Source organism: Cupriavidus sp. 05L411 (genome assembly GCF_056398045.1).
This window is the reverse complement of sequence record NZ_JBFTOQ010000013.1, coordinates 63,701-81,784: the sequence shown is the minus strand read 5'-3', so window position 1 is coordinate 81,784 and position 18,084 is coordinate 63,701. Positions and strand designations below refer to the sequence as shown.

The 18,084-nt window shown below is 68.6% G+C and carries 11 protein-coding genes; 9 read left to right on the top strand and 2 right to left on the bottom strand.

All coding sequences use genetic code 11. The features are described 5' to 3' along the window. Nucleotides 1-72 precede the first annotated feature (72 nt). Together mgtA and AC1DQR_RS17450 are read right to left on the bottom strand one after the other, a co-directional pair. Nucleotides 73-2,829, bottom strand: coding sequence for a magnesium-translocating P-type ATPase (mgtA, locus tag AC1DQR_RS17455; RefSeq protein WP_416053091.1), 2,757 nt, complete (start codon nucleotides 2,827-2,829; stop codon nucleotides 73-75). 124 nt (nucleotides 2,830-2,953) lie between these two features. After that, nucleotides 2,954-3,121 carry a hypothetical protein gene (locus AC1DQR_RS17450; protein ID WP_416053090.1) on the bottom strand — a complete coding sequence of 56 codons (168 nt, stop codon included), beginning with the start codon at nucleotides 3,119-3,121 and terminating at the stop codon, nucleotides 2,954-2,956. A gap of 653 nt (nucleotides 3,122-3,774) precedes the next feature. Here AC1DQR_RS17450 and AC1DQR_RS17445 point away from each other — a divergent pair. The 9 genes from AC1DQR_RS17445 to AC1DQR_RS17405 all read left to right on the top strand — a co-directional run bounded on the left by AC1DQR_RS17445 (nucleotide 3,775) and on the right by AC1DQR_RS17405 (nucleotide 18,009). Then, entirely contained in the window at nucleotides 3,775-4,275 is a 501-nt protein-coding gene (locus tag AC1DQR_RS17445) for a DUF6630 family protein (RefSeq protein WP_416053089.1), read from the top strand. Nucleotides 4,276-4,834: 559 nt separating this feature from the next. Further along, a complete protein-coding gene (locus AC1DQR_RS17440; protein WP_477133440.1) occupies nucleotides 4,835-5,737 on the top strand; it encodes a polysaccharide deacetylase family protein in 903 nt (300 codons plus the stop codon). Nucleotides 5,738-5,864: 127 nt separating this feature from the next. Beyond that, nucleotides 5,865-6,551 (top strand): MotA/TolQ/ExbB proton channel family protein, encoded by a 687-nt coding sequence (locus tag AC1DQR_RS17435; protein ID WP_416053087.1) that lies wholly within the window; start codon nucleotides 5,865-5,867, stop codon nucleotides 6,549-6,551. Further along, entirely contained in the window at nucleotides 6,551-6,967 is a 417-nt protein-coding gene (locus tag AC1DQR_RS17430; protein WP_416053086.1) for a DUF2149 domain-containing protein, read from the top strand. Before AC1DQR_RS17435 ends, AC1DQR_RS17430 begins: the two co-directional genes overlap by 1 nt. Beyond that, the gene (locus AC1DQR_RS17425; RefSeq protein ID WP_477133439.1) at nucleotides 6,967-11,094 is read left to right on the top strand and encodes a cobaltochelatase subunit CobN; all 4,128 of its coding nucleotides are present in this window, start codon (nucleotides 6,967-6,969) and stop codon (nucleotides 11,092-11,094) included. Before AC1DQR_RS17430 ends, AC1DQR_RS17425 begins: the two co-directional genes overlap by 1 nt. Nucleotides 11,095-11,294: 200 nt before the next feature. Beyond that, the gene (gene cobW / locus AC1DQR_RS17420; protein ID WP_416053084.1) at nucleotides 11,295-12,377 is read left to right on the top strand and encodes a cobalamin biosynthesis protein CobW; all 1,083 of its coding nucleotides are present in this window, start codon (nucleotides 11,295-11,297) and stop codon (nucleotides 12,375-12,377) included. Nucleotides 12,378-12,422: 45 nt separating this feature from the next. Next, nucleotides 12,423-16,274, top strand: a complete 3,852-nt coding sequence (gene cobN / locus AC1DQR_RS17415; protein WP_477133438.1) for a cobaltochelatase subunit CobN — start codon at nucleotides 12,423-12,425, stop codon at nucleotides 16,272-16,274. Then, the gene (locus AC1DQR_RS17410; protein WP_416053082.1) at nucleotides 16,271-17,335 is read left to right on the top strand and encodes a magnesium chelatase ATPase subunit I; all 1,065 of its coding nucleotides are present in this window, start codon (nucleotides 16,271-16,273) and stop codon (nucleotides 17,333-17,335) included. The genes cobN and AC1DQR_RS17410 overlap by 4 nt, the downstream gene beginning before the upstream one ends. Continuing rightward, complete coding sequence (locus tag AC1DQR_RS17405; protein WP_416053081.1) at nucleotides 17,245-18,009, top strand: vWA domain-containing protein; 765 nt, start codon at nucleotides 17,245-17,247, stop codon at nucleotides 18,007-18,009. The genes AC1DQR_RS17410 and AC1DQR_RS17405 overlap by 91 nt, the downstream gene beginning before the upstream one ends. Nucleotides 18,010-18,084: the final 75 nt, after the last annotated feature.

The following is an 18,084-nucleotide window of genomic DNA, read 5'->3' as shown; positions in this document are numbered from 1 at the left end:
GCCGGCCAGGTGTCACGCCGATGTCATCGGAGCGCCTCTCGCGCAAGCATCGCGATAGGCGCCGCCCAAAGCTTATTGCCAGCCAAAGCGTCGGATATAGAATCGCTTGACCGCCGTCACCAGCAGGGCGTAGCCCAGCACGATGCCGATCATCCAGGGAAAATAGCCCGGCGGCAATGCCTCCAGCTTGAAGTACGCCGCCAGCGGGCCCATTGGCAGCCAGATGCCCACGGCCATGATGGCCACCGTGGCCAACGTCAGCGGCCACGCCGCGCGGCTCTGAATGAACGGCAGCTTGGGCGTGCGGATCATGTGCACGATCAGCGTTTGCGTGAGCAGCCCGACCACGAACCAGCCGGACTGGAACAGCGCCTGCGCCTCCACGCTGTTGGCGGCGAACACGTACCACATCACCACATAGGTCGTGATGTCGAAGATCGAGCTGATCGGGCCGAAGACCACCATGAAGCGGCCGATGTCGCCCGGGTTCCAGCGCAGCGGCCGCGCCACCAGTTCCTTGTCCACGCGATCAAACGGAATCGCGATCTGCGAGACGTCGTACAGCAGGTTCTGCACCAGCAGTTGCAGCGGCAGCATCGGCAGGAAGGGCAGGAAGGCGCTGGCCACCAGCACCGAGAACACGTTGCCGAAGTTGGAGCTGGCCGTCATGCGGATGTACTTCAACATATTGCTGAAGGTGCGCCGGCCTTCGATCACGCCTTCTTCCAGCACCATCAGGCTCTTTTCCAGCAGGATGAGGTCGGCAGCTTCCTTGGCGATATCCACCGCGCTGTCTACCGAGATGCCGATATCGGCCGCGCGCAGCGCGGGCGCATCGTTGATGCCGTCACCCATGAAGCCAACCACGTGGTCGTTGGCGCGCAGCGCCAGCACCAGTTGCTCCTTGTGCAGCGGCGACAGGCGTGCGAATACGTTGTGATCTTCCACGGCACGGGCCAGCGTTGGGGCGTCCATCTTCTCGATGTCCGGCCCCAGCAGCACGCGCGTGACGGGCAGCCCCACTTCGCGGCAGATCTTGGCGGTGACCAGTTCGTTGTCGCCGGTCAGCACTTTCACGGTGACGCCGTGCTCGGCCAGCGCCTTGAGCGCGGGCAGCGTGGAATCCTTGGGCGGATCGAGAAAAGCGATGTACCCGACCAGCGTCAGCTCGCATTCGTCGGCCACGCCGTACTGCGTTTGCGTGGTGGGCGTTTCCTTCATGGCCACCGCGACCACGCGCAAGCCTTCCTCGTTGAGGTCGTGCGTCACCTGGCGCACGCGCGCCAGCATGTCGGCGTCCAGCGCTTGCGCCGCGCCATCGATCTGCACGCGCGTGCAGATGCCCAGCATTTCCTCCACCGCGCCTTTGCAGATCAGCTCGTTGTGATCCTCGCGCTCGGCCACCACCACCGACATGCGGCGCCGCTCGAAATCGAACGGGATCTCATCGACCTTGCGGTAATGCTGCGTCAGCTTCAGCTCGCTTTGCAGCTCCACGTGATCGAGCACCGCGCGGTCGAGCAGGTTCTTCAGGCCGGTCTGGTAGTAGCTGTTCAGGTAAGCGTGCTTGAGCACGTCGGTGCTGATGCGGCCCAGCACATCGGTGTGGCGCTCCAGCACGATCTTGTCCTGCGTCAGCGTGCCTGTCTTGTCGGTGCACAGCACGTCCATGGCGCCGAAATTCTGGATCGCGTCGAGCCGCTTCACGATGACCTTGCGACGCGACAACATCACCGCGCCCTTGGCCAGCGTGGAGGTCACGATCATCGGCAGCATCTCGGGCGTGAGCCCTACCGCGACGGACAAGGCAAAGAGGAAGGCCTGCGTCCAGTCGCCCTTGGTAAATCCGTTGACCAGCAGCACCAGCGGCGCCATCACCAGCGCGAAGCGGATCAGCAGCCAGCTCACCTGGTTGACGCCAGCCTGGAAGGCCGTGGCCGAGCGGTCGGTGCTGGTGACGCGCTCGGCCAGCGTGCCGAAGTAAGTGTGGTTGCCGGTGGCTAGCACCACGGCGGTGGCGGCGCCCGAGACCACATTGGTACCCATGAAGGCGATGTTGGAGAGCTCCAGCGGGCTGTCGTGGCGATCGCGCAGCTCGGCGAATTTTTCCACGGGCAGCGATTCGCCCGTCATGGCCGCCTGGCTGATGAACAGGTCCTTGGCCGCGATGATGCGGCAGTCGGCGGGAATCATGTCGCCGGCCGAGAGCGCGACCAGGTCGCCAGGGACCAGCTTGCGGATAGGCACTTCGATCTTGTGCGGCGGGCGGGAATGCACGTGCACGTTGAAGTACTCCGCGCTGAAGGCGGCGACGCCGGCCGAAAGGTCCCGCCGGATCACCGTGGCGGTGGTGCTGACCATGGCCTTGAGGCTTTCCGCGGCCTGGTTGGAGCGCCGCTCCTGCACGAAGCGCAGCAGCGTGGACAGCGTCACCATGGTGCCGATGACAATCGTCGCCTTCATGTCCTCGGTGAAGTAGGAAATCGCCGCCAGAAGTGTCAGCAGCAGATTGAACGGGTTGCTGTACGAATGCCACAGGTGCAGCCACGCCGGCAGCGGCTTTTCATGGTCCACTTCATTCGGGCCGAACTGCTTGAGCTTTTCGTCCGTCTCGGCGCTGGTCAGGCCGTCCTCGTGGGAGTGCATGCGTACCAGCACGGCCGGCACGTCCTCTCGCGCGGCGCGCTTGAGCGATTGTGCCAACTGCTCTGGCACGGTGCGCAACGGCCCCGGCTTGCCCAGCGACTCGAACATCGCCAGCCGGCGGAAGTGGTGGGTCGCCCGGCGCGTGCGCAGGAAGGCGACGAAGAGCGTTTTCATCAGGTTCATCGGTGCGGTTTCCCAAAAGTCCCGGCGTGCCGGGCAGCGATGCTGGAGTGAGGCGAGGAGCGGCAAAGGCGGGCGCGGCGCGCCGCCTTTGCCGGATGCGGTGAGCGTGACAGCGGCGCGCGCGTCAGCCCGGCCGGGGCCGCTGTGCGGCGTCATGACGCGCTGCGGCACGGCGCGCGGGAGGCAGGGCCAGCGTGAGCAGGAGGACGGCGGCACTGCCTGGCCCGCCGGCGTGGCAGCGCAGGATCTGCAGCGCCAGCAAGGCATGTTGTGCGATGAAGATGGACGGCATGGGGCCTCCTTGCGCTAACGCTCGACGGCGCGCGCAGGCAGCGGCGGATAACGCATCGCGAAACTGCGGACGAACGCATTCTCGCGGCGGGATAGCCGCAGGCATTTGCAACGAACTGGGAGGGGGTCGCACGGAGAACCCGTGCAACGGACCACTACCCGCCGGTATCGGCTAGGCAGTGGCGGTAAGACGCCTGGACTTGCCTAGCCGTTCAAGGTTTGGCCGTAAGGCCAACTAGAACAACTGTCCATGGAGATGACTCCGAAGCGATAACGGGGCGAAGGGTAACAAAGGCGGCGCGCGCTTGGCAATCTTTTTCTTCCGGCTTTTTCCGCCGAATAGGACACGTCCTAAACTTTGCGTTTTTCGTGCCGTAAGGCAATGCGTATGGGCTGGTCTTGCGAGACGATCAGCGCGCCTTCAATGCGTCTTCCATGTGTATGTGTAGTAGCGCCTCGCACCAACCTTTGTCAGAATAGGGGGCTGCCATTTTCTCGGCGTTGGGCAAAGCACCGCCAGACGTTCAGCCACTCGGATGCTCGCACAAGGCTCCAGCATCCGAGTCAACCACCGCGTCGGCTCGCGGCATCACGCTGTGGCCTGCCAGCATCGAACCCCTTCCGTTCCCTGTGTTCCCAACCTGCCAGAAGCCTATGACCACTGTGCTCCCGAGTGAAACGCAGGACGCCGTGCGCGAGCTGATCCTGCTGATTTCTCTGCACGACCAGGATGCCGCGGACAACTACTGGACCGCGTTCCAGCATGCGCTTGCGCGCACCGAGACCGGCTGCGAGGGCCATATGCTGCTATGGCCGCTGACCGAAGCGATCGGCGCCGCGGGCTTCTACGTGGAATGGAAAGACACGGCCGCCGTGGTGCGCGGTGTGCAAGCCTTGTGCGACCGGGTCGGCCTGCGCGTGGACTGGGGCGCGCCCGAGCCGCTCGCGGCGGCCTTCCTCGCGGGCAAGGATGTGCCCGGCTTGATGGCGATCGCGCAGGTCTCGTTGCAAGCGGCTGGCTTTACGCTGTGGTGCTGGGACACGCAGGCGGACGCCTACGCGGGATGGATGATTCGCAGCGCGGACGAGCCGGTGCTGGCCGAGCTTGCCAGGCAACTTCACCTGATGATCGATCCCGCGGACGAAACCTACTGAGCCAGCTCCGGCTCGGCGTTCACAATTGTTTACATTTGCGCCGGGTGGCAGCGAGAGCTTCATGGCCGTCCGATGCTGGCTCGGCTGCATGCCTGTGCGCTTTGCGCATTGCCGCTGTCTTTCACACTTTTTGACAGAGCCGGACCGTGCGATCCACGCGCGCGCCAGGTGTATCGTCTGGCGGATTGCCAAATGGGTGAGGCGCAGTGACACAGTTGTTTGCGTTTGCAAAATGGGGGAGCCGCTAACCTGTTGGCCGGGGTGTCCAAAACGGCGTCCCTTACCCGCAGGCAGCAGTGCCCCCTGCTGCCGATTTGCCCGCCAGGCCATGTCTCATGGCCTGGCTTTTTTCGCTGCGCGGGCTCGGCTGCGCCAGCGCAAAAGCGCGCCAACACGATATGGCACAATGCCATCTTGCTTTTTGCCGGGGCCACGGCGATCGCTGCGGCGGTTCGCGCACATGGCTGCGGTTCGTCCCCGTTTTCTTTGCTTGAGACTCATCCGGATTGCCCGCGCAGCGCGCCAAAGAGCGCCCGAAGTGGCGAACCGGACGCCCCGCATGCGCTTTTCCCATATTGTTCGTCTCGCCGCCGGGACCCTGGCGTGCAGCCTGAGTCTCGCCTGCGTGGCCGCGCCGGCAGCCCTCGCCGACATGTCCGCGAGCGCGCTGCCCGCGATCCAGCTGGCCGCCCTGCGCGCGCAACGGCCACTCCCGCCCATCCGCTTCCTGCTCACGTTCGACGACGGCCCCGATGCCGGCGAGGATGGCAGCACGCCGCTGATCCTGCGCCAGCTTGCCGATAACCCGGTGACGCCGGGCATCAAAGCGCTCTTCTTCGTGCAGACCGCCCACCCGAGGCGCGGCGGCGGTGAGGCCGGCAAAGCGCAGATGCACGCTACCTGCCTCGCCGGCCATCGGCTGGCGGTGCATAGCGGGTTGCCGATCGGGCATCTCTCGCACACGCGCATGTCGCCCGAAGAACTGGAGGCGTCGCTGCTGTCGGGCGAGGCCGACATCATCGCGCAATGCCGCGGCGCGGCCCAACTGGTACGCCCGCCCAACTGGGCCTACAACGATGCGGTGCAGGCGGTCTATCGCAAGCTCGGCCTGGGCATGCTGATGTCGGACGTGAACGCGCGCGACGGCAAGATCTACGGCTGGCATATCAGCCTGCGTCGCCGCTCCCATATGAATAGCGAGCTCGCGCAGGTCAAGGTGGCCATCGCCGAGCAGCGGCTGCCATCCACGGGGGGCGTGGTGCCGATCGTGGTGAGCTTTCATGACACCAACGACTACACGGCCTCGCACATGACCGAGTACCTGCAGATCCTGGTGGAAGAAGCCCGGGAGAACGGCCTGGTACTGGCAGACCCGCCGTTCTACACGGATGCCCGGGTGGCCGAACGCGCCGCGCGGCTGCGCGCGCAGTCGGGCGTGTATGCGCGCGACAGCTGGCCCTGAGGCCTTGGCGGCAAGGTAATCGCAGGCGGGTCCTGGCTTGGGATGAGGGGGCGCCTGCGACGTACAATACTGCGCCGGGGCTGGCTGTGGCCCGCCGATCCGCCTAACCCAACTGCCGCCAATCACAATGGAAAGCGTCGTCACCGAGATTTTCTTCCGCCTTTCCACGGCGTTCTTCTGGCCGGTCGCGCTGGCGTTGCTGGTGCTGTTCGTGCTCTCGCTAGCCGATCTCGGCAGCCTGATCGTGCAGTCCCGGCGCCGCGCCGTGGCGCCGCGCAGCGATCTCCCCGCGCTGGCCAACGCGCTGGCCTCCAGCCTGCAAAATGGCACGCGGGCGCATCTGGACGCGGCATTGCTGTCGCCTTCGCTAGCCCGCTTCTGGGGCATGCTGGAAGAACGGCTCGCCCGGCTCGATTCGCACGAACACCTTGACCTGTGGCTGGACGAAACGCTGCAGCGCGAGGAAATGCGCGTGGCCAACCGGCTTGACCTGACCCGCACGCTGGTGCGCATCGCGCCGATGCTGGGCCTGGCCGGCACCATCATCCCGCTCGGGCCGGCGCTGCAATCGCTGCTCGGCGGCGACATGGCCGGCATGGTCAACCACCTGGTGATCGGCTTTGGCGCGGTCGTCTGCGGGCTGGTGCTGGGCGGCATCGCCTACGTGCTGACGCTCACGCGCGAGCGCTGGGCGCGCAGCGATCTCAAGGAAATGGAAAACCTGTGCGAGCTGGTGCTGCGGGCCATGCCCGAACCAGTGGCGCCCGCGGCACACACGCGCGCCGCCATCCATCTGGCCGGGACCCAGGCCTGATGGACGAGAGCCAGGGACACCAGTTCAGGCGGCGGCGCTTCGTGCGGCGGCGCCGCGCGCTGGGCGAGCTTGCCTCGGTGCATCGGGAAGACCCGCTGGCCGGCGTGGCCAACCTGTTCGATGCCTCCATCGTCTTTGCCGTGGGCCTGATGGTGGCGCTCACGCAAGCGTTCAGCCTGACTCAGCTGCTCAATCCCGACTCGCAGTTCACCCTGGTCCAGCGCGATCCGCGCACCGGCGAGCTGCAATGGCTGGAGAAGAACCGCAAGGAGGTCAAGGTCAGCAAGATGTCCCCGCGGCAGAAGACGGGCGAGGGCACCCGGCTGGGCGTGGCTTACCAGTTGCCGGATGGCAGCGTGGTGTATGTGCCGGAAGGCGCCGCGGCCGGCGCGGCCTCGGCCCCGGGCGCGCGTTGATGGCTTCGGCGCGGCGGGTTTTGCTGTGGCAGCGTTGGCTGCTGATGATGCTCGGGCTGCTGTGCGCATGCCTCGGCGGCCCGGGCCATGCCCGCGCCGCCGAACCCGGACAGCCTGCCCCGGTACGTGTGCTGCTGGTCACCACCAATACGCACCTGCTGCCCGCTGCCGAAGCGCGCCTGCGCGAGCTGGCCGGGCCGGGCAGGGTGGTGCTGGACGCCGTGACGGCAGCGCCCGATGCCGCGCAGGCCGCCGCCGCCGATGTCATCTACGCGTACTTCGTCCCCACGGCCGTGCTGCGCCAGATGGCGCCGGCCGTGCGCCAGGCGCGGCAGCGCGGCGCGCTGGTGCTGGCTGCGCCGGCAGCGTCCGCCGAGGCCGCCTGGGGCGTTGGCCTGGACGCCGCGCGCAACCAGGCCGCCGAGGCTTACTGGAGCGCCGGCGGCGCCGATAACCTCGCGGGCTGGATGGCATGGCTGGTGGCCGCCGTGCGCGGCGAGCAGGCTATCGCCGTGCCGCCGCCGCGCCCGCTGCCCGCGGCCGGCGTCTATCATCCACGCGCAGCGCAAGCGTTTGCCACGCTCAAAGACTATCTCGCCTGGTACCGTGCCGGTGCAAGCGGCCTGCCGGCCGGCGCACCGCTGGTCGGCATTGCCTTCTATGCCAGCAACTATCGCCAGCAGGATCTCGCGCATATCGATGCGCTGATCGCGGCGCTGGAGCGCCAGGGCATCGGCGCGGTGCCGGTGTTCGGCTGGCCGCTGTCCGGGCTGGATCCGATGCTCACGGTCGACGGCCAAAGCCCGCTGCGGGCATTGCTGACGCTGAACCTCACCATCAGCCGCGCCGAGGACAAGACCTGGCTGGAGCGCCACGGCCTGCATGCCATCAACCTGATCGCCACGCGCGACAGCCAGTCCGGCTGGCGGGCCGATGCGCGCGGCATTGGCGGCGAGCGCTTGCCGCTGCTGCTTAACACGCCCGAGCGGGCCGGCGCCTCGGAGCCGATCCTGTTCGCCACGCTGGAGGACGAACACGGCGCCAAGGCCAGCCGTGCCGTGCCGGAGCGGGCAGACGCGGCGGTGGCCCGCGTGCGGCGCTGGATCGCGCTGCAGGACAAGCCCGCGGCGGACAAGCGCGTCGCCATTCTTTACTACAACAACCCGCCGGGCCGCGGCAATATCGGCGCCAGCTACCTGGCCACGCTGCCCTCGCTGGTGCAGGTCATGGCGCGGCTGCGCGAGGCGGGCTACCGCACGGGCGCCACGCTGCCGGACACGGCCGAGCTGACCGCGCTGCTGGAGCGCAATGGCCGCAATATGGAGGAATGGTCGCCCGGCGAACTGGCCGAGATGGTGTCGCGCGGCCGCGTTACGCTGCTGCCGATGGCGCAGTACAAGCGCTGGTTCGATGCCTTGCCGGCGGCGTTTCGCCAGTCGGTGGTGGCCGCCTGGGGCCCGCCCGAGCGCAATCCGCTGATGCTGGTGAGTGATGGCCATGGCGGGCAGGATTTCGTGATTCCGGGCCTGCGCTTCGGCAATCTGTTCGTTGGCCCGCAGCCGCTGCGCTCGACCTTCGCGCGAGCGATGGACAGCTCGCACGATACGGTGACGCCGCCGCCGCACTCCTATATCGCTGCCTACCTGTGGTATCGCCACGCCTTCGGCGCGGACGCGATGGTCCACGTGGGCCGCCACGGCACGCTCGAATGGCTGCCTGGCAAGCAGGTGGGGCAAAGCGGCGACGACAGCGCCGAGGTGTTGCTGGGCGACCTGCCCAACGCTTACTACTACATCCAGGACGGCGGCGGCGAAGCCATCCAGGCCAAGCGCCGCAGCGCCGCCGTGCTGGTCAGCCACCTGACCCCGCTGATCGCCCGCGCCGGCTGGCCGGACAAACTGGCCAAGCTCGACGCGGTGATCGAGCAGCAGGAGGCCGCCGCCGACAGCTCCCCGGCGCTGGCGGACCAATACCGCCTGCAGGCGCTGGCGCAGATCCGCGCCCTCGGGCTGGACCGCCAGCTTGGGCTGGATCCCGGCACGCCATGGGAGCAGGTCGAGCCGGTGATCCACCGCTTCTTGCATAAGGTAGAAGCCGAGCCGGTGCCGCTGGGCATTCACACGCTGGGCGAGCTGCCGCCGTTGGATGCGCAGCGCCAGGCGCTGGCCACCGTGCTGGAAAGCGCGTTCGACGCGAGCGAGACGCGGGTGCTCGGCAAGGACGCGCTCTCGCGCTGGGCCGGCGCTTTGGCGGAAGGCCGCGAGCCGGACGGCGCCGCGGATGCGCCATTGCCGCCGCCGCTGGCGGAGAAGGTAAAAGCTGCACTGTCCAGTACGCGCGCCTGGCTGGCCAATCTGCGCGAATCGCCGCGCCGCGAGCTGGATGGCCTGGTGACCGTGCTGTCCGGCCGCTACCTGCCGACCGCGCCGCTGGGCGACCCCGTGCGCACCCCGCAGGGCCTGCCCACCGGGCGCAACCTGCACGCCTTCGACGGCGCGCTGATCCCCACGCCTGCGGCCTGGCAGCTCGGCAAGCAACTGGCCGCGCAGACGCTCGCGCGCTATCGCGAGGAAACCGGCAAGGCGCCCGAGCAGGTCTCGATGGTGCTGTGGTACGGCGAGACCGAGCGCCACCAAGGCGCGATGGAGAGCGAGGCGCTCTACCTGATGGGCGTGGAGCCGGTCTGGAACGCGCGCGGCGTGGTGGAGGATGTGCGCCTGATCCCCGATGCCGAACTCGGCCGCCCGCGCGTCAATGTGCTGTTCACCATCTCCGGCATCTACCGCGACGGCTTCGGCGACAAGGTGGCGCTGCTGGACAAGGCCGCGCGCCTGGCCGCCGCCGCCGGCGACAACGCCATCAGCCGCCACGACCGCGAAGCGCAGGCCACGCTGCTGGCGGCCGGCGTGGAGCCGCAACTGGCCGCGCGCCTGGCCCGCGCCCGCGTGTTCGCCGCCAAGCCCGGCAACTACAGCATCGGCGTGCAGCAGATGGTGGAGCAGAGCAAGGACGCGGCGCAGGCCGGCGAGCCGCCGGGCGCGCTGGCGCGGCAGTACCTGCGCTACATGAACTTTGCGTTCTCCGGCGAGGGCTGGGGCGAGACCGCGCCGCAGGCGCTGGCCAGCCACCTCAAATCCAACCAGGCCGTGCTGTTCTCGCGCGCCAGCACGCTTTACGGCGCGCTCGACAACGACGATACCTACCAGTACGCCGGCGGCCTCAACATGGCCACGCGTGCCGTCAGCGGGCAGGCGCCGCGCTTCTGGCTGCACAACCTGCGCCGCGCCGGCGAAGAGCAGACCGTGGATGCCCGTACCTGGCTGGCCACCGAGCTCAACGCGCGCAACTGGAACCCGCGCTGGATCGAAGGCATGCAGCGCTCGGGCTATGCCGGCGCGCGCGAAATGTTCAAGGAGATCGAGCATCTCTACGGCTTCCAGGCCACCAGCCCGGAGCAGATGAGCGGCAGCTTCTGGCAGAACACCTATGACGTCTATGTGGCCGACAAGAATGGCCTGGGCATGGACGCTTTCTTTGCGCAAAACAACCCGTACGCACGGCAGGGCATCCTGGCCCGGCTGCTGGAAGTGGACCGGCAGGGGAGCTACCGCTTCACGCCTGCCGAGCGTGCCGATATGGCACGGCGCTATGTGGCGTCGGTCAATCGCGACGGCTTGTCCTGCTCGGCCAATAGCTGCGGCAATCCTGTGCTGATGCAGTACATCGCCGGGCTGGGGCAGCAAGCCCGGCTGCCCACGCAGGCGCTGCGCGAATTCTCCGAGCGTCTGGCGACAGCCATGCCGGGGCGCGAGCCGGCCGCGCCGGCCGCGCCGGCCGCGGCGTCTGGCCGGGCTGCACCGCCCGACGCATCTCGTGCGAGTCCGCCGCCGGCCCGGCAGGCCAAGCCCCAGCCAGCACCGGCGCCGGCGCCGCGTCCCGCGACCGGCCAAGTGACAGGCCAATTGCTCGAAAGCCGCGTGCTCAAGCTCGCCGCGCCCGCCCCGCTAAGTGGCCTGGCGCCGCGCGAGGCGCTGTGGACCGCTGCGCTGATGCTGCTGCTGGTCGGCGCTGGCGCCTTTGCGGAGTGGTGGCGCGGCCGTGGCCGGCGGCAGCCCGCGCCACGCTGACGCGCTGCGGGTGGACAGCACCGTGCGATCTCTTTATGCTGATCCCCTCGCCGCGGCCAGGCCCGTCGCCGCTTGCCGACACTGCGTTTGTCGATACTGATTGCCGGCTGCGCAAAACACAACTTGCGAAGGGCCTGCCACGCCGCGCATCGCGCGCCCCGATTCAACCCCAGCGCCAGCGCTGAATTCCCTTATCCGCCATGCAGACCCGTAAAATCCCCGCCACCATCGTCACCGGCTTCCTCGGCAGCGGCAAGACCACCTTGCTGCGCCATATTCTCGAGAACGCCAACGGACGGCGCATTGCGGTGATCGTCAACGAGTTCGGCGAGTTGGGCATCGATGGCGAGATCCTGAAGGGTTGCGGCATCGGCTGCGACGAATCCGGCCAGAGCAATGGCCAGCTCTATGAGCTGGCCAACGGCTGCCTGTGCTGCACGGTGCAGGAGGAATTCTTCCCGGTGATGGAGCAATTGCTGGAGCGCCGCGGCGATATCGACCACGTGCTGATCGAGACCTCCGGCCTGGCGCTGCCCAAGCCGCTGGTGCAGGCCTTCAACTGGCCCAGCATCAAGAACGCCTTCACCGTGGACGCGGTCGTCACCGTGGTGGACGGCGCGGCAGCCGCGGCCGGCCAGTTCGCCGCCGACCCGGACGCCGTGGACGCGCAGCGCAAGGCCGATCCCAACCTCGATCACGAGTCCCCGCTGCATGCGCTGTTCGAAGACCAGCTCGGCGCGGCCGACCTCGTCATCCTCAACAAGACCGACCTGATCGACGACGCGCAGCGCGCCGACGTGGAAGCGCTGATCCGCCCGGAGATCCCCGCCGAAGTGAAGATCGTCGGCGCGCAGGGCGGCAAGCTGGATATCGAGTTGCTGCTGGGCCTGAACCGCGCATCGGAAGACACCATTCACCTGCGCCCGGATCACCACGGCTCGGCGGACGATCCCGATCACGCAGATCACCATCACGACGAGTTCGACTCCGTCGTTGTGGCGCTGGGCGAGGTGGACCGCGACCCGTTGATCGATGGCTTGCGCCAGCTGGTGGAAAGCCACACCATCTACCGCATCAAGGGCTTTGCCAAGCTACCCGCCAAGCCCATGCGGCTGGTGCTGCATGGCGTGGGACGGCGCTTTGACAGCTACTTCGACCGCCGCTGGCTGCCGGGCGAGGCGCAATCCACGCGTATCGTGCTGATCGGCCAGGCGCTTGACCAGCCTACGCTGCAGGCTGCCCTGGAGGCCGCGCTGAGCGCCGCCGCCGTGCGTACGGCGTAAGGCGCAAGGCATAGGGAATAAGGTCCACACCAGCCCAGGCACCCGATGCACCTGCTTTCCACCCGTCCGGGCGGCTTCGTCGACGATAACGCCGGCGTGGTGCGCATTGCACAAAGCCCGGCGCAAATCGTGGTGCTCAGCGCGGCGGATACCACGCTGTCGCTGCTGGCCGGCGTCTTTCCGCGCCTGGGAAAAGATTTTCCCACGGTGCGGCTGGCCAACCAGATGTACCTGCGCCAGCCGGCTTCGCTCGACATGTATGTGGACGACGTGCTGCAGCACGCGCGCGTGGTGGTGGTCGACCATCTTGGCGGCGACAGCGACTGGCCCTATGGCCTGGAGCGGCTCACCGAACTGGCGCGCTCGCGCAACCAGCTGCTGGTGATGTTCTCCGGCGACCTGGCCGAGGACGCCAACCTGCTCGGGCGCGGCAACGCGCCGCAAGCGCTGGCCAGCAACCTGTGGCGATACCTGCGCGAGGGCGGCGCGGACAACGCCGAGCAGTTCTTCCGCTGCCTGGCGCATCACGCTTTCGGCTGGGGCGAGCCCGCCCTGCAGCCGCGCGTGCTGCCGCAGGCGGCGATCTATCACCCAGCACACGGCGTGGCCACCGCGGCGGACTGGCAGCGGGAGTGGGCGCAGGATGGCCATGCCGATGCGCCGGTCGTGGCGCTGGTGTTCTACCGCGCCCACCTGCAGGCTGGCAACACCGCTGTGTTCGATGCCCTCATCGCCGCCTTGCGCGCACAGGGCATGAACCCGCTGCCGCTGGCGGTCAATTCACTCAAGGACACGCTGTGCCGCGAGGTGCTGCAGCATCTGTGCGCCGGGCACGGCGCGGCGCTGGTGCTGAACACCACGGCGTTTGCCGTCTCGTCGCTGGACGCGCCTGAAACCCTGGCGCTCGCCGGCGACGCGCCGGTGCTGCAGGTGATCCTGAGCGGCGGCAACCGCGAGGACTGGCTGCAGGACAGCCAGGGCCTGGGCCCGCGCGACGTGGCCATGCATATCGCCATGCCCGAGGTGGACGGGCGCATCATCACGCGCGCCGTCAGCTTCAAGGGGCTGGCCTATCGCTGCCCCCATACCGAGGTCGACGTGGTGCGCTACCAGCCCGACGCGGAGCGCATCGCCTTCGTGGCCGAGCTCAGCCGCCGCTGGTGCCGCCTGCGGCAGCTGGACAATGCCGACAAGCGCGTGGCGCTGGTGCTGGCCAACTATCCGGCCAACGAAGGGCGCATCGGCAACGGCGTGGGGCTGGATACGCCGGCCTCCGTAGTGGGCATTCTCGGCATGCTGCGCGAGCAGGGCTACCACTGCGAAGGCCTGCCCGCCGATGGCGACGACCTGATGCGCGGGCTCACGCAGGGCATCACCAACGACCTGACGCACCGCGACCTGCGCCCGGCGTTCCAGAGCCTGTCGATGGCCGACTACCTGGCGCACCTGAGCCGCCTGCCGGCGGACAACCAGCGCGCCCTTGCCGAGCGCTGGGGCAGCCCGGACCAGGACCCGATGGTGCGGCAAGGGCGCTTCATGATCGCCGGCGTGCGCAGCGGGCATCTGTTCGTCGGGCTGCAGCCTGCCCGGGCATACGCGCTGCCGGGCGAGCAAGGCAGCCAGAGCTACGCCAGCTACCACGATGCCGATCTGGTGCCGCCGCATGGCTACCTGGCGTTCTACTTCTGGCTGCGCCACAGCTTCGGCGCCGACGCCATCGTCCACGTGGGCAAGCACGGCAACCTGGAATGGCTGCCCGGCAAGAGCGTGGCGCTGGCCGATACCTGCTGGCCCGATGCCATCCTCGGGCCGCTGCCGCATCTCTATCCCTTTATCGTCAATGACCCGGGCGAGGGCGCGCAGGCCAAGCGGCGCGCGCAGGCCGTCATCATCGACCACCTGATGCCGCCGCTCACGCGCGCCGAGAGTTATGGCCCGCTGCAGGACCTGGAGCGGCAGGTCGACGAATACTACGAGGCGCTGGCTGTGGACCCGCGCCGCGCGCGGATGCTGCGCAAGGAGATCCTGAAGCTGATCGTGGACCAGCAGCTGCATCGTGAACTGGGGCTGGATGCGCCGGCGGATAGCGATGGAGAAGATGCGCTGCTCAACCGCACCGACGCCTACCTGTGCGAGCTGAAGGAGTCTCAGATCCGCGATGGCCTGCATGTTTTCGGCGTGTCGCCGCAGGGCCGCCAGCGGCGCGACACGCTGCTCGCGCTCGGGCGCTTTCCGGTGGGCGACGGCAAGGGCGCGCAAGCCAGCTTGCTGGCGGCGCTGGCCGCCGACCTGGCATTGGGCGATGGCTTCGACCCGCTCGATGCCGACTGGTCCGCGCCCTGGCAAGGGCCGCGTCCGGCGCAACTGGCCACGCTGGACGGCGGGCCGTGGCGCCATCATGGCGATACGCGCGAGCGCCTTGAGATGCTGGCCACGGCGTTGCTCGGCGATGTGGCTGGCGAGGCGGCTGGCGACGTTGCCTTGCCGCTGGCCTCGGCCGTGCTCGCGCGCCTGCGCCAGGACGTGATGCCGCGCCTGGATGCCTGCGGCCCGCAGGAAATGCGGCAACTGTCGCGTGGCCTGGCTGGGCAGTTCGTGCCGCCGGGCCCCAGCGGCGCGCCCTCGCGTGGCCGGCCGGATGTCCTTCCCACCGGGCGCAATTTCTACTCGGTCGACACGCGTGCGGTGCCAACTCGCACGGCATGGACGCTGGGCCTGAAGTCTGCCAACCAGCTGATCGAGCGCCACCTGCAGGAGCACGGCGAATATCCGCAGTCCATTGGCCTGTCCGTCTGGGGCACCGCCACCATGCGCAGCGGCGGCGACGATATCGCGCAGGCCTTCGCGCTGCTGGGCGTGCGGCCCAAGTGGGCGGCCGGCAGCTACCGCGTGACCGACTTCGAGATCTTGCCGATGGCGATCTTCGACCGTCCGCGCGTCGACGTCACGCTGCGCGTGTCGGGGTTCTTCCGCGATGCCTTTGCCAACGTCATGCGCCTGTTCGATGCCGCCGTGCAGGCGGTGGCGGAGCTTGACGAACCCGCCGAAGTCAATCCCGTGCGCGCCCGCATCGAGAGCGAGCGCGCGCGGCTGGAAGCCGAGGGCGTGCCCGCTCCCGAGGCGCGCCGCCGTGCCGGCTGGCGCGTGTTCGGCGCCCGCCCGGGCGGCTACGGCACCGGCCTGCAGGATCTGATCGATAGCCGCAACTGGCAGGACGACAGCGATCTGGCGCAGGCCTACCTGCATGCCGGCGGTTACGCCTATGGGCAAGGCACGGATGGCGTCGAGGCGCGCGCCAGCTTTGCCCAGCGCCTGTCCAGCCTGGACGCGGTCGTGCAGAACCAGGACAACCGCGAGCACGACCTGCTCGACGCCAACGACTACTACCAGTTCCAGGGCGGCATGGTGGCGGCCGCGCGCGAGTTCGGCGGCGCGCAGCCAGCGATCTACCACGGCGACCACAGCAACCCGGCGGCGCCGCGCATCCGCACGCTGCAGGAAGAAATCAGCCGCGTGATCCGTGCGCGCGTGGTCAATCCCAAGTGGATCGACGGCGTCAAGCGGCACGGCTACAAAGGTGCGTTCGAGATGGCCGCCACGGTGGACTACCTGTTCGGCTTCGATGCCACCACCCGCGTGGTGGCCGATCACCAGTACGCGCTGGTGGCCGATGCCTATGTGAACGACGCCGGCACCCGCGCCTTCCTGCGCCAGCACAATCCACGCGCGCTGCACGCCATCTGCGAGCGCCTGCTCGAAGCGGCGCAGCGCGGCCTGTGGCAGGAGCCGGGCGAGCGTCGCGCCCAACTGGAACAACAACTGCTCGACAGCGAGCAGGCGCTTGAAGGAATCGAAGGAATCGAAGGAATGAAAGGAATCGAAGGAATCCCCTCATGAATGCAACCGCCCGGCTCGCCCGCATGCCATTTCCCTTCAGCGCCCTGGTCGGCCAGCAGCGCCTGCAGCAAGCGCTGCTGCTTGCCGCGGTGGACCCCGGCATCGGCGGCGTGCTGGTCAGCGGCCCGCGCGGCACGGCCAAGTCGACCGCGGCGCGAGCCCTTGCGGAATTGCTGCCCGAAGGCCAGTTCATCACGCTGCCGCTCGGTGCCAGCGAGGAACAACTGATCGGCACGCTCGACCTCGGCCACGTACTGAAGCAGAGCGAGGTCCGCTTTGCCCCCGGCCTGCTCGCGCGCGCGCACCAGGGCGTGCTTTATGTGGACGAAGTCAACCTGCTGCCGGATCACCTCGTCGACCAGTTGCTGGACGTGGCCGCCAGCGGCGTCAACGTGGTGGAGCGCGACGGCGTGTCGCACCAGCACGAGGCGCGCTTCGTGCTGGTGGGCACCATGAACCCGGAAGAGGGCGAGTTGCGCCCGCAGCTGCTGGACCGTTTCGGCCTGTCGCTGGCGCTGGAGAACTGCACGGACGCCGCGCAGCGCCAGGCGATCGTCAAGGCCCGGCTCGCGTTCGACAACGATCCGGTGGCCCTGCGCGCTCGCTTTGCCACCGAGCAGGAAACGCTCACGCGGCAGGTGCGGCTGGCGCGCGCCGCGCTGTCCGCGCTGTCGTTCAGCGATGCCGTGCACGAGCGTGTCAGCCACCTGTGCCTGGCCGCCGCCGTCGACGGTGTGCGAGCCGACCTGGTGATGCTGCGCGCGGCGCGCGCGCTGGCTGCCTTGCAGTGCGACGCGGCGGTGGTGCCCGCGCATGTGGACACCGTGGCGGAGCTGGTCTTGCACCACCGGCGCCAGGCGCCGCCCAACGCCGGTGGGCAGGCCGGTGGGCAGGCCGATGGCGATGGCAACGCGAATGGCAGCGGCGATGGCGATGGCCGCAATGCGGGCGAGGCAGCCGCCAACAACCCATGGGGGGCACTCCCGCCTGCGCCGGCAAGCACTGCGGCCGGCATCGCCCCGGTCAAGGGCGTGAGGCCGCTGCCCGCAAAAAAAGCCTGAGCCACCGGCAGGCCGCCGCCGAACCCGGGCAAGGCGGCAACCGGTGGCAAGCCCCTCGTTTCGCCCCACGTCTGCCCGCGCCGCACGGCCGCCCGGGCAGCTCGCGCATCCACTGGACACGGACGCTGGCCGCCAAGGGCAGCCAGCCGTTTGCGCCCAGCCATCTGCGCTGGCGCGCACAGCAGGCGCACGCCGGCGTGCTGCATTGCTTCGTGCTCGATTGCTCGGCCTCGATGCTGCACGGCCGCCAGCTCGCGCTGGCCAAGGGCGTGCTGCTGCGCCTGCTGCAACGCGCCTACCAGGCGCGCGCCGAGGTGGCGCTGGTGTGCTTCGCCGCCGGCCGCGCCGAAGTCCGCCTGCAGCCAGCACGCGCCCGCCCATGGAGCGAAGCCTGGATCCGCCCGATCGCCGGCGGCGGCGGCACGCCGCTCTCGCTCGGCATGGAGCGCGCCGCCCAGTTGCTGGCCCACGCCGCGCGACGGCGCCCGGCGCAACAGCGCTGGCTGTGGCTGCTCAGCGACGGCCGCAGCACCGAGCAGCCGCCGCGCCCGCATTGGGCTGATGCGGTGATGGTGGTGGATTTCGAGCGCCAGGCAGTGGCGCTGGGGCGCTGCCGGCAGCTGGCGCTGGGATGGGAGGGGGAATATCTGGTGGCGGATGCGTTGATGGGGTGATGTTGCGCAGAGTCGCCATGACCTCGGCTACGGACGATCAGCGCATCGTCCCCCTCGAATCTGAAATATCTCAAC

Coding starts and splice junctions, on each gene's coding strand:
- cobW (WP_416053084.1), top strand. CDS start 11,295: ATGCAGACCCGTAAAATCCCCGCCACCATCGTCACCGGCTTCCTCGGC.
- mgtA (WP_416053091.1), bottom strand. CDS start 2,829: ATGAACCTGATGAAAACGCTCTTCGTCGCCTTCCTGCGCACGCGCCGG.
- AC1DQR_RS17440 (WP_477133440.1), top strand. CDS start 4,835: ATGCGCTTTTCCCATATTGTTCGTCTCGCCGCCGGGACCCTGGCGTGC.
- AC1DQR_RS17430 (WP_416053086.1), top strand. CDS start 6,551: ATGGACGAGAGCCAGGGACACCAGTTCAGGCGGCGGCGCTTCGTGCGG.
- AC1DQR_RS17405 (WP_416053081.1), top strand. CDS start 17,245: ATGGGGGGCACTCCCGCCTGCGCCGGCAAGCACTGCGGCCGGCATCGC.
- AC1DQR_RS17435 (WP_416053087.1), top strand. CDS start 5,865: ATGGAAAGCGTCGTCACCGAGATTTTCTTCCGCCTTTCCACGGCGTTC.
- AC1DQR_RS17450 (WP_416053090.1), bottom strand. CDS start 3,121: ATGCCGTCCATCTTCATCGCACAACATGCCTTGCTGGCGCTGCAGATC.
- cobN (WP_477133438.1), top strand. CDS start 12,423: ATGCACCTGCTTTCCACCCGTCCGGGCGGCTTCGTCGACGATAACGCC.
- AC1DQR_RS17410 (WP_416053082.1), top strand. CDS start 16,271: ATGAATGCAACCGCCCGGCTCGCCCGCATGCCATTTCCCTTCAGCGCC.
- AC1DQR_RS17445 (WP_416053089.1), top strand. CDS start 3,775: ATGACCACTGTGCTCCCGAGTGAAACGCAGGACGCCGTGCGCGAGCTG.
- AC1DQR_RS17425 (WP_477133439.1), top strand. CDS start 6,967: ATGGCTTCGGCGCGGCGGGTTTTGCTGTGGCAGCGTTGGCTGCTGATG.